Raw genomic sequence first — 12,571 nt, 5'->3', positions numbered from 1 at the left:
GCATGGGCGTATTGATGGTTCGCAAAGAGATGAACAGGCATACCAGCCTGCTGATGGGGATCGCGCTGGCGATTCTCATCGGTGCGGCTGCGGCCTTTCTTGTTCTTGCTCTACCGCAGCATGCTCTCGAAAAACTGACTACGATAAGCGGCCTTTCGCGCGTCATGGTCCAGGCCGAACCGCCCATTTCACAAGATGACCGCAGCTTGTTGGCCGTATTGGCCGGCATTGCAACCGCCGGCCTCGGCTGGGTGGGGATCGACTGGTTGCTGTTCGGTCGGGTCGGCATGTCGGCTATCATTCGTCAACGCGAAGATGATTATGAGGAAGAAGGCGAGGGGTATCGCCCTGCCGATCCACTCGATCTGATCAAGCACGTACCGCGAACGATCACCGAGGTTGGTCCACCTGTCAATCCGAACGACCCTCGTCGCCCACTGTCTGCCCGCAACGATATTGGCGACCCGCCGAAGTCCGGCGCCTGGCCGCCGGCACCGGTTCCATTCGATATCGCGGTCGATCAGTTCCTGCCGCCAATCGATCGGTTATTGTCCGATGTCGAACGTCCGGCGCCGAGTGGGCCGGCAATCCCTCCCATTACGGGCGTGACCCCGGATGCGCTCGACCTGGTGCTTCCTGTGTCGCCGGCTGCTCCGAGGGCGACCACTGCATCGCGGCCTGCATCGCCGCTGGCCGATCTGCCCGGATGGGTACCCCCTCCGCAGCCCTTGCAACAGCCTCCACAGCAATTTCGGGGTGAGCCGATCATACCGCAACCCTTCACGGATGTTGCGATATCGAACGGTTTGGGAATTCGACCCATGACATCGCGGCCACAAGAGCCGGCGCCCGATCAACTATCCACGGCGTTTCCAGCGCCGGAATTCATTTCGCCGCCAGTCGTGTCTCCGCTTGCCGTGCCATCAGTGCAGCAGGCTCAGCCATCCACGCCAGCAGCGAAGCCGTCGACGACGCAATCGGTCGCGATGCCGAGAGAGCGGCTCGATAGCGCGCCGTTGGGCGACTTACTGATGCGCCTTGAGGAAGGGATGCGCCGCCGCCGGCCGACGACACCGCCGCCCGTCCGCGAGATACAAAAGCAATTGGCTGCGTTCGAAGCCCCGCAGCATGTTCCGCCACCGCCGCCCGCGGCTCCGTTGCCGCAGGCCATGGCGCCGTCCCCGCCGCCGCCGTCATTTGCCGCGCCGCTCATGCCGCATCCGGTGCACGCTGAGGCGACGACCTGGCAACCGGAACCCGGATCTCCCACGGCACATCAGCCTGCGCATAGTACCGTTCCGGTTGCTGCGGACGCGTCCGCGCTTCTGGATGGCGATGGGTTGCTCGATCAGCCGCTACACCTCGCGCTGGGTGTGTTGCGAAATCTCGTCCGGCGCTAGGGCCTCATCGCCGACGGTCGTAAAGGAATATCGCGATCGTGATGACGGTGCCCGAGACTGCACCGATTACCGTGCCTAGTGATGGCTGACCGAGCCGGGCGCCGATTACTGCCCCCACGAGGATTGTCGCTGCGATGATTGCGCCGCCGGCGCGGGATGCTTTGCCCGTCTGAAACATGGCGTGTCATGGCACGAGATCGTCGCGTCTTCCAGATGATTTGCTTACCGGCAGGCTTGGCGGCCCAAATGTACCGACTGTCCCGCATCGGGATGATTGTCCCGATCGGGGACCTGGTGAACCTTTTGTCCACCATCGAAGGCCTTGAGTTTAGGTATGTCGAATATCTTGGCATGAACATTGGGTATTTGGGAGAAGAGTTTGAAAAGGGGCGAGATTTGGAAGAGCTATTCTATATTGCCAATGTTGCCAGTATCGAGATCGCGACCGATCTGATGGCGACGCTGGGCGAGACGGCCGCCGCCGAAGCGGCATCGCGGGCGCGCCATTATCGTACTCTGGGCAATGCCGTCCGCTTTTGCGAATGGCGTCAAATCGAAAGGATCGTTTCTGTTTTGAGCCAGCCGATATCATTTGGAACGGTGCATTAGGCGGGTAGCACTCGGATAAGATAATGAATGCCAGGCCGGCTCGAGCATGGCCGGTTCGGCGGACAGCCGGTTCTATCCGACGTTTGGATGAAACGGGTACTGGCGAGAGGCGCAGCCCGGCGCTACTGTCGTCCGATGTTTGCCGGTCGGGCGTCTGGCGCCAAGTCCCTTATGATGTTCGCCATTTGGGGTGCCTCGCCTTTATGTGCCCAATCGCCTGCGAACGATCCGGGGCCGTCGTTCGATCCATCGTCGGAAATGGCGCCAATGCCCGGCTTTGGCGTGGATTGGCCGACGGCACCTGATTTTGCCGCGCCGGCCGCCGCTCCGCAGATGCCAGCGGTTTCCGCGGCGGCGGTTCGGGACAGCCAGGCCGAACAACATTATCAGATCCAGATCGACGGGCTTACGGGCGTCGATGGGTTGTCATCCGCGAGTGAGGGAAGCGTACGGGCGCGGTTCAAGTCGTTGTCTGCGCTCGAGGAAGGGAAGGGCACCGGCAATACGGCGCAGATCGATCGTCGCGCGCGCGCCGACGAAAAGCTTCTGGGCGATCTGATGCGTGCGGCAGGCTATTATGATGCGTCGACGTCGACGCATATCGAACAGATCGAGCCTGGGCGATTGCGCGTCACGCTTTCGGTTGAACCGGGGACATTATATACCTTCTCCGTTGTCGATCTGCCGGGAATTGAATCCGCTGAAGAGAAGGCCGCCGGATTGCACCGCGCCTTCGGCGTCGCAGTCGGTCAGGCGGTGGATTCTGACCGGATCGCGGCAGGGCAGACGGCCTTACGGAATTTGTTGGGCCGCGAAGGATTCGTCTTTGCCAAGGTAGGCGATCCGAAAATCGTCGTCGATCACGAAACCCATAAAGCCACGTTGACGATGGCGGTCGATCCTGCGGGCCTGCGCAAATTTGGCCAGATTCGGATCAGCGGCGATCGCCTTTTCAGCATCCGTCATCTGGGCCGAATCGCACGCTTTCATCCCGGTGACACCTATGATGCCGCGCGTATCGAGGATTTCCGCCGCGCGCTGATCCAGACCGGGCTGGTTTCGTCGGTGACCATCAAGCCGGTGCAGACGTCGGTCGGCGACATCGTCGATATTGACGTGAAGCTCGAAAAGGCGCCGCCGCGTACGATTGCGGGTGCGATCGGTTACGGCACCGGCGAAGGCTATCGGATCGAGGCGAGTTGGCAGCATCGGAATCTGATCCAGCCTGAGGGGGCGGTGACATTTCGCGGCGTGCTGGGCACGCAGGAGCAGTCGGCTGGCGCGATCCTGCGGCGGAGCAACTATAAGGCGCGGGATCGGGTGCTGACAGGGCAGGTCCTGTTCAGCCATTTGAAGGAGGACGCATTCAACGCCCGCAGCATCACTTTGGCGGCTGGGCTTGAGCGCCAAAAGACGATCATCTGGCAAAAGAAATGGACATGGTCCTATGGCGGCGAATTTGTCGCGTCGAAGGAGGACGATACCGTCAAGGCCACGGGGGCACCGCGCAGCCGCCGCTACCTGATCGCTGCGTTGCCGACGAGCCTGTCGTACGACGGCTCAAATGACCTGTTGAATCCCTCTCGCGGATTTCGTCTGGCCGGCCGCGTGTCACCGGAGGCCTCGCTGCAGGGCGGTGCGTTCGGCTATGTGAAGGCGCAAATCGACGGAAGCGGCTATATGCCAATATCCGACCGGATCGTGGTGGCGGGCAGGTTGCGGTTCGGTTCGATTGTCGGCGCCAATGTCGAGCGTATCGCGCCCACGCGCCGCTTCTATGCGGGCGGCGGCGGATCGGTGCGTGGTTATGCCTATCAAGCAATCGGCCCCGTCGACATCAATGGCGATCCCGCCGGCGGCCGCAGCCTCGCAGAATTTTCGATCGAAGGCCGAATTCGCTTTGGCGATTTTGGCGTCGTGCCGTTTCTCGACGGCGGCAATCTCTACACGTCGAAATTCCCGACATTCAATTATTTGCGATACGGCGCCGGCATGGGTGTGCGTTATTATACGAGTTTTGGGCCGATCCGTGTCGACGTCGGAACACCTCTGAACCCGAGATCAGGCGACTCCCGGATCGCGGTGTATGTCTCGCTGGGGCAGGCGTTCTGATGACGGAATCTGCGCCCCGCAGCAGCGCGCAGCGCTATGCGCGCATCGCGCTGCGCTGGTTGACGACGCTCATTGTGGGTTTGCTGGCGCTCGTGGCGGTGGCGGTCTGGGTGATTGATACGGCACCGGGGCACAGGCTTATCATCGACAGGATTGCCGCATTGACGCCTTCGTCCGGGCTACGGATCAAGATTGGCCGGATCGACGGATCGATCTGGAACAGGGCAACGATCCGGGACCTTCGGCTATACGATACACGCGGTCTGTTCCTTGAAGCGCCCGAGATCGACCTGAGCTGGAAACCCGGATCCTGGCTGACCAACCGACTTGATCTCCGAAACGTCCAGTCGGATCTGGTGATCCTGCACAGGCTGCCGGCTTTGCGGCCTTCGGGCAAAAACGGGCCACTTCTGCCGGGTTTCGACATTCATGTCGGCCGGCTGCAAATTGCCAAACTCTGGATCGGTGCGATCGTGTCGGGACAGGCTCGCGCAGCCCATATCGATGCGTCGGCGGACGTTCGGCGCGGCCGCGTGCTGCTGAAACTGAGTGGGGACAGCAGCGCAGGCGATCGGCTCAAGATGCTGCTTGATTCGGAACCGGATCGCAATCGTTTCGATCTGGATGCAAAGATCATCGGCCCCGCCAATGGCGTGCTGGCCGGCATCGCCCGACTGAAGCGACCCATTAACGGGGTCATTTCCGGGGATGGCACTTGGGCGACATGGAAGGGGCGGGCGACACTCGACATCGGCGATATTCGACTGGTGGAGCTCAATCTTGCCGTTGATCGCGGCAAATATCGGTTGGGTGGGCAACTGGCACCGACCAGCCTGCTCAGTGGAAAGCTCCAGCGATTGACTGCGCCGGCCATCCGGGTCGACGGTGCCGCGACTCTGATCGATCGCCGGCTGGATGGCAAAATTGCGCTGCGGACGCCGGAATTGGAACTGGTCGGCACCGGTATGCTCGATCTCGCACAAAATGCGTTCGATGGCGTAGTGATCGACGGCCGCCTGCTTAAACCGCCGGCCTTGTTCCCGAATATGGCCGGTTCCAATGTTCGCGTGCACGCGACACTTGGCGGAGCCTTTAGCGCGGCCGGCTTCACCTATGCGCTGACGGCGGACCATGTCGCGTTCGATACGACCGGGTTCGACATTGTTCGCGCCGAAGGCAAAGGAGTGTTTGGTACGTCGCCGGTCCGCTTGCCGATTCGCCTGACGGCGCGCCGCGTCACCGGTGTGGGGGATGTGGCCGGCGGTATTTTGGCAAATCTGAAGATCAACGGGATACTCAGGGCAACATCCAAGACCGTCACGGGAGATGATCTGGCGCTGTCATCCGATCGACTTGGTGGCAAGCTCGCGCTGAAACTCGATTTGGTGACGGGACAATATGATATCGCCTTGTCCGGCAAGATGGAGCGCTATCTGATCCCAGGACTTGGCATCGTCGACGTCAATTCCGAGCTGAAGGTGATGCCCGGTGCGGGCGGCCATGGCACGCAGGTGGTCGGGCGAGGTCGGGCGTGGATCAGGCGTTTTGACAACGCTTTCCTCCGATCATTAGCCGGCGGGCTCCCACAGATCGATACAGCGCTGCGCCGGGGACCGGACGGAATATTGTATTTCGACAAGCTGGTTCTGACGGGCCCTTCGATCCGCATCGTTGGGAACGGGATGCGGCGCCACGACGGCACCTTCTATTTTCAGGGGAGCGGAACGCAGCGGGAATATGGCTCGCTCCAACTGAAGCTCGATGGCCGCATCGAGCGACCCAAGATCGATCTGATGCTGGCTTCGCCCGTGCAGGCGCTGGGTCTCAACACTGTGCGCGTCGGGCTCAACCCCACGCCCCGCGGGTTCGACTATGTCGCGGCGGGCGGATCGATCATCGGGGCATTTTCGAGTGCGGGTGCGATCGTACTTCCGCCCGGACAGCCCGCCACGATCGCGGTCGATACGGTGGCTGTCTCGGGCATGAAGGGCGCTGGTAGCCTGCGATCGGAACAGGGTGGCTTTACGGGGCGTATCGATCTTGCTGCCGGTTCGGTTTCAGGGCCGTTGACGTTCAGTGCGCGCGACGGACATCAGCTGATCGAAGCGCATCTGCAGGCGTTGCGGGCGAATTTCGCTACAGTGGTGCCGATTTCAGTTGGCCGTGGCCGGTTCGATGGCACGATCATGCTCGATCCTGCCGGGATCACCATGAATGCAAAGATCTCCGTGCTGGGGGCAAGTCGCGGCACGATCAACCTGGCACGTGGTCGCGCGGATATTGCGATGACGCAAGGGCAGGGGACAATCGCCACCGACCTATCCGGCTCGCGCGGCCAGGGTTTTCAGGTCAGAACGGTTTCCCGCATCACTTCTAACAGCATCGTGACGACAGGCCAGGGCATGATCGACCGGAGGCCGATCAGCATCAACGGCGATGCGACGCTGACACGGGATGGCGATGCCTGGCGCCTCGAGCCCACGAGAATCGAATTCAGCGGTGGCCGGGCCGAGCTGTCCGGTCGTTTTGGTGGCGCTGCCAATGACGTGCGGGCGAGCGTGCAGGGCATGCCTTTGTCGGTGCTCGATATGTTCTACCCGCAACTGGGACTGGCAGGGAGTGCTACGGGAAATCTCGACTATCACCTCCAACGCGGTGCCCGAATCCCGACAGGACAGGCCAATCTCAAGATACAGGGCCTGTCACGGTCTGGGTTGGTGCTATCGTCCAGACCGGCCGATGTTGCCGTTGCGGCCATACTCACCGAGAATGCGGCGGCCGCCCGGGCGATCGTCTCGAGCGGCGGAAAGGTGATCGGCCGGGCGCAGGCGCGGATTGCGAACCTGCCGCCGGGCGGAGACCTTGCCGATCGTATCGATGCGGGCACCCTTTTCGCACAGTTGCGATACGACGGCCCCGCGGAGACGATCTGGCGGTTGATCGGTATCGAAACCATCGATCTGTCCGGGCCTGTTGCGATCGGCGCTGACATTTCCGGGAGTGTGTCCAGGCCGACGATCCGTGGTTCGGTTCGTACCGCTCAGGCCCGACTCGAAAGTGCGGTGACCGGAACCGTCATCTCCAACATTGTCGCGACGGGCCAGTTCGATGGATCGCGGCTCGTAATCGGCAGTCTCGCTGGCCAGACGCGTGGCGATGGACATATCAGTGGCCGTGCAACGTTCGATTTTGCAGGAGGGCGCGGTCTTGGCATGGATGTCGCGATCGACGCCCAAAATGCGCAATTGCTGAACCGGGACGATATCGGCGCGACGATCACCGGCCCGATGACGATGAAATCCGATGGCAGTGGCGGGACCATCGCCGGAGACGTCCGGCTGATCCGCAGCCGTTTTCGCCTCGGCCGGGCGGCCGCTGCCCAGGCTATCCCCCAGTTCAACGTCAGCGAAATCAATAGATCTGACGTCGATCCGGCTGCTACCCGCGTTCGCGCGCCATGGCGCATGAACATAAAGGCTGATGCCCGCAACCAGCTTGCGGTCACCGGACTTGGTCTCGACAGCGAATGGCGGGCCAGGCTGGTGCTCGGTGGGACGATTGAAAATCCGTCAATCCAGGGTCGGGCCGATCTTATCCGCGGCGGATATCAGTTTGCCGGTCGGCGCTTCGATCTCGAGCGCGGTTCTATCCGATTTCTGGGGGAAACACCTCCCGATCCAGTGCTCGATATCGTCGCCAACGCCAATATCAACGGCGTCAGCGCCGCGATCACGGTGACGGGAACCGGCCAGCGGCCCGACATAAGTTTCACAAGTACCCCGGCCCTGCCTGAAGACGAGCTGTTATCGCGCTTGCTATTCGGGACCTCAATCACAAACCTGTCGGCGCCCGAAGCGCTGCAATTGGCGGCGGCGGTTGCCTCGCTGCGCGGCAATGGAACCGGGCTTGACCCCATAAACGCGGTCCGGCGCGCGGCAGGGCTCGATCGGCTCCGCATACTTCCCGCCGATCCGACGACGGGGCAGGGGACCGCGGTGGCCGTCGGCAAATATATCGGTCGTCGAACCTTTGTCGAACTGGTCAGCGACGGGCAGGGTTATTCGGCGACCAATGTCGAGTTCCAAATCACGCGATGGCTGTCGCTGCTGTCCACCATATCGACAATCGGACGGCAGAGCGCGAGCGTGAAAATATCGAAGGATTACTGATCCATGCGCACGAAGATGTTCCGATTCGGATTATGCGATATCCGCCGGCCGGACATGATGGGCACGAAATAACCGGCCTCGTTCCGTCACGAAAACAATCGCCAGGGCGACACAGGCGTTGGCGGCAAAACCAAGCACGAGTGGCAATGTCGTGCCGTTGAAGCTCTGCCCGATCAGCAGCCCAATGCCTGCCCCGCCCAATGTCGATACAAAACCCTGAACGGACGCCGCCGAACCTGCAATTTCGCTCATTTCCTCCATTGCCATGGCGCCAAAATTTGAGCCCGTGAGACCGAAGAAGAACATGGTGAGCGTCTGCAGCGTGCAAAATGCCACCAGCGTGTCTTTCCCGGCGACAATGATCAGCACATGTGCGGTGGCGGTGGCGATGACTCCGAGAAGCGCCGTATGCGAAACACGGCGTGATCCAAAGCGCTCCACGATCCGTGAGTTGATCAACGAGGCGAGTGCCATGCTGCCCGCAATCCCGGCAAACACGATCGGAAAGAGCTTCGGCCGACCAAAGACGTCGGCGAAGATTTGCTGAGAACTGTTCAGAAAGCCCATCATGGCGCCGAACATGCACGACATTGCGAGCGTATAGCCCCGCGAATAGCGATTGGTGATCGTCAACGCGAGCGCCTCGCCTATCGACTTCAGCCGCACCGGCCTGCGACGGGCAGCTTCCAGCGTTTCCGGCAGGCGCATCGCCGCCCATATCGCGATCGAAAAGGCGAAGATGCCAAGACCGTAGAATATCCAGTGCCAAGGTGCGACCAGCATGATCGCCTGGCCTATGCTTGGCGCCATTACCGGCACCGAAAGGAAAACCATGAAGATCAGCGACGTCACACGCGCCATTCGGCGGCCGGAATAGCAGTCACGGACGATCGACACGGAAAGCACCCGCGTTGAAGCCGCGCCGAGCCCCTGGATGAATCGCGCGGCGAGCAGGACCGGGAAACTGCTGGCCTGCGCTGCGGCAAAGCACATTCCGGCGTAGACGACCATCGCCGAGATCAAGACCCGGCGGCGACCGAAATGATCGGCGATCGGGCCGAAGAACAATTGCGCGATGCCAAAGCCTGCTGCGTAGAACGCCACGATCCACTGCTGGTGATTCTCGATCGTAACCCCCAAATCCGCGGCTATTGCCGGAAGCGCCGGCAGCATCGTGTCGATCCCCAGCGCATTGACCGCCATCAGAGCCGCCATCATCGCCACGAATTCGCGAAACGAAATTCCTGGATGGGGCAGGCGGGTAGGATTTTCGGCGGGCGCGGTCACGAACTATTCCCAGATTTTCAGTATTATGCTGCGGTGCGATAGGGAGCGGGCGCCAGCTTGGCAAGCATTGGCACCGCTTAAACAGCAGAAGGGCTCCGGAGCCGAAACTCCGAAGCCCTTCATAATAGCTGATTTGAGAACAATCAGCCCGAATAGTACATGTCGAACTCGACGGGGGACGGCGTCATTTCCCAACGGGCGACATCTTCCCACTTGAGCTCCATATAGGCTTCGATCTGGTCCTCGGTGAATACGCCACCACGGAGCAGGAACTCATGATCGGCCGCCAGTGAGTTGAGCGCCTCGCGAAGCGAGCCGCACACCGTCGGAACCAGCGAAAGCTCTTCCGGCGGAAGATCATAGAGGTTCTTGTCCATCGCCTCGCCTGGATGGATCTTGTTCTGGATGCCGTCGAGACCCGCCATCAGCAGCGCCGCGCACGACAGATATGGATTGGCGAGAGGATCGGGGAAACGGAACTCGACGCGCTTGCCCTTTTCACCAGCACCATAAGGAATGCGGCACGAAGCCGAACGGTTACGCGCTGAATAAGCGAGCAGCACGGGGGCTTCGTAACCCGGCACCAGCCGCTTGTAGCTGTTGGTGGTCGGATTGGTGAAGGCATTGAGCGCCTTGGCATGCTTGATCACGCCACCGATATAATAAAGGCAGGTATCCGAAAGGCCGGCATAGCCATTGCCTGCGAACGTGTTCTTGCCGTTATTCCAGATCGACATGTGGGTGTGCATGCCCGAACCATTGTCGGCCTTGATCGGCTTCGGCATGAAGGTTGCGGTCTTGCCATAGGCATGGGCGACCATCTTCACGACATATTTGTAAACCTGGATGCGATCGCAGGTCTCGACCAGCTTGCCGAAGGTCAGGCCCAGTTCGTGCTGGCCACCGGCGACTTCGTGGTGATGCTTGTCCATGGGCAGGCCCATTTCGATCATCGTCGACACCATTTCGGCACGGATATCGACGGTCGTGTCGACCGGGCCGACCGGGAAATAGCCGCCCTTGGCGCGTGGGCGGTGGCCCATGTTACCACCTTCGAGCGCCTTGCCGGTGTTGGTCGGCAACTCGACGTCGTCGAGCTTGTAGTAGCTCGAGCTGTAGGTCGTATCGAACTGCACGTCGTCGAACATGAAGAATTCGGGTTCGGGGCCGATATAGACCGTGTCACCGATACCGATCTCCTTAAGATAGGTTTCGGCGCGCTTCGCTGTCGAGCGCGGGTCGCGAGCATAGAGCGATCCGTCGAGCGGCTCGACGATGTCGCAGACCAGGATCAGCATCGGCGTTGCCGAGAAGGGATCGACGTAAACCGCGTCCAGATCGGGGCGCAGGATCATGTCCGATTCGTTGATCGCCTTCCAGCCTTCGATCGACGAGCCATCGAACATCAGGCCGACTTCGAGCGAATCCTCGTCGATCACGCCCGAGCACATCGTCAAGTGATGCCAAATGCCCTTAGGGTCGGTGAAGCGGACATCGACCCACTCGATCTCCTTGTCTTTGATCATTTTCAGAATGTCAGCGGCTTTGTTCGCCATATGCTTTGCCTTCCCCGTGAGAAAACTGGTTGGATTAAGCGTCGTTGCGCTCTTGCCTGTCCTTGCGCGGCGCGATCAGATCGCGTCGGCATCCCTCTCCCCCGTCCGAATCCGGACGGCCCCTTCAACCGGAATGATGAAGATCTTGCCGTCGCCGATCCGCCCCGTCTGGGCGGCCGCGGTGATCGCCTCGACCACGCGATCCGCGAGACTGTCGTCGACGACGACCTCAAGCTTCACCTTGGGCAGGAAATCCACGACATATTCTGCGCCCCGATAGAGCTCCGTGTGGCCCTTCTGGCGCCCGAAACCCTTCGCTTCGGTGACAGTGATTCCGGAAACGCCGATCTCGTGAAGGGCCTCCTTCACTTCATCAAGCTTGAAGGGCTTGATGATAGCCTCGATCTTTTTCATCTGCGCTCCCTCCCCGGTCGCTGCGTGGTACGGCTTCTCATTAAGCGTGGCAGCATGCGAGTCGCAAGGATGCTGCAGTGCAGAGCAACGATAATCTGTTGCCCTGCCATATTAAGCGGCAAATATCGCAATTATGCTGAAAAAATCAGCAGTTATTGCTCACAGATAGGGCGGCTTATGTAGGCCTTTGGGACTCAGAGTGAATATCTCGCAGCCGGCTTCCGTGATGCCTATCGAATGTTCGAACTGAGCCGAGAGCGAACGGTCGCGCGTTACGGCTGTCCAGCCATCGTCGAGCATCTTCACGTCGGGACGGCCGATGTTGATCATGGGCTCGATCGTGAACAGCATGCCGGGGCGGAGTTCAGGCCCGGAGCCGGGCCGGCCGGCGTGGACGACCTCCGGTGCATCGTGGAACAGGCGCCCGACGCCATGGCCGCAGAAATCGCGTACAACCCCGTAGCGGTGTCGCTCGGCGTGGCTCTGGATCGCATGGCCGATATCGCCGAGCCGTTTGCCGGGCTTAGCTTGTTCGATGCCCAGCATCAGGCATTCATAGGTGACGTCGACCAGACGGCGCGCTTTGATCGGCACATCGCCCACCAGGAACATCCGGCTGCTGTCACCATGCCAGCCGTCGAGCAACGGCGTTACGTCGATATTGACGATATCGCCGTCCTTGAGCGTCTTCGATCCGGGGATCCCATGGCACACGACATGATTGACGCTGATGCAGCAGCTATGGGTGTAGCCGCGATAGTTCAGCGTTGCCGGCACGGCACCCGCTGCGATCGTGATGTCATAAATCATCCGATCGAGTTCGGCCGTTTCGACACCCGGAACGACGTGGGGGACAAGCGCGTCGAGGGTTTCGGCGGCGAGGCGCCCCGCCGCACGCATGCCGGCAAAGGCTTCAGGGCCATGAAGCTTGATCGCTCCGGTACGGGAGGCTGCGGTATCGTCCGCTGTCACATATGTTGTCATGCCGCACATATAATAAGTTTTCGAGCGCTTTGCGAGCGCT

Annotated in this window: 8 protein-coding genes; 4 read left to right on the top strand and 4 right to left on the bottom strand. The window is 60.9% G+C overall.

Annotated elements, in window-relative coordinates:
• The first annotated feature begins 14 nt into the window (after positions 1 to 14).
• The 4 genes from BLS13_RS06665 to BLS13_RS06650 all read left to right on the top strand — a co-directional run bounded on the left by BLS13_RS06665 (position 15) and on the right by BLS13_RS06650 (position 8,290).
• Positions 15 to 1,400 (top strand): hypothetical protein, encoded by a 1,386-nt coding sequence (locus tag BLS13_RS06665; protein WP_143011897.1) that lies wholly within the window; start codon positions 15 to 17, stop codon positions 1,398 to 1,400.
• A 246-nt stretch (positions 1,401 to 1,646) separates the two neighbouring features.
• Positions 1,647 to 2,009, top strand: a complete 363-nt coding sequence (locus BLS13_RS20975; RefSeq protein WP_256325741.1) for a hypothetical protein — start codon at positions 1,647 to 1,649, stop codon at positions 2,007 to 2,009.
• Positions 2,010 to 2,180: 171 nt separating this feature from the next.
• Positions 2,181 to 4,121, top strand: a complete 1,941-nt coding sequence (locus tag BLS13_RS06655; RefSeq protein WP_256325740.1) for an autotransporter assembly complex protein TamA — start codon at positions 2,181 to 2,183, stop codon at positions 4,119 to 4,121.
• The gene (locus BLS13_RS06650; protein WP_093450828.1) at positions 4,121 to 8,290 is read left to right on the top strand and encodes a translocation/assembly module TamB domain-containing protein; all 4,170 of its coding nucleotides are present in this window, start codon (positions 4,121 to 4,123) and stop codon (positions 8,288 to 8,290) included. Before BLS13_RS06655 ends, BLS13_RS06650 begins: the two co-directional genes overlap by 1 nt.
• A 30-nt stretch (positions 8,291 to 8,320) precedes the next feature.
• On the opposite strand, the gene BLS13_RS06645 is transcribed toward BLS13_RS06650, so the two are convergent.
• The 4 genes from BLS13_RS06645 to map all read right to left on the bottom strand — a co-directional run bounded on the left by BLS13_RS06645 (position 8,321) and on the right by map (position 12,531).
• Complete coding sequence (locus tag BLS13_RS06645; RefSeq protein WP_256325739.1) at positions 8,321 to 9,577, bottom strand: multidrug effflux MFS transporter; 1,257 nt, start codon at positions 9,575 to 9,577, stop codon at positions 8,321 to 8,323.
• A 143-nt stretch (positions 9,578 to 9,720) separates the two neighbouring features.
• Complete coding sequence (gene glnA, locus BLS13_RS06640; protein WP_093450826.1) at positions 9,721 to 11,133, bottom strand: type I glutamate--ammonia ligase; 1,413 nt, start codon at positions 11,131 to 11,133, stop codon at positions 9,721 to 9,723.
• Between the two features lie 75 nt (positions 11,134 to 11,208).
• Complete coding sequence (locus tag BLS13_RS06635) at positions 11,209 to 11,547, bottom strand: P-II family nitrogen regulator (RefSeq protein ID WP_037526047.1); 339 nt, start codon at positions 11,545 to 11,547, stop codon at positions 11,209 to 11,211.
• Between the two features lie 159 nt (positions 11,548 to 11,706).
• Positions 11,707 to 12,531: a type I methionyl aminopeptidase gene (map, locus tag BLS13_RS06630; protein ID WP_371128186.1), complete on the bottom strand. Its 825-nt coding sequence runs from the start codon at positions 12,529 to 12,531 to the stop codon at positions 11,707 to 11,709.
• Between the last annotated feature and the right edge of the window lie 40 nt (positions 12,532 to 12,571).

The sequence above is a fragment of the Sphingomonas sp. YR710 genome (assembly GCF_900101455.1).
Lineage (GTDB): Bacteria > Pseudomonadota > Alphaproteobacteria > Sphingomonadales > Sphingomonadaceae > Rhizorhabdus.
Note: the sequence above shows the minus strand (reverse complement) of the source record. Positions and strands in the feature narration are given on the sequence as shown.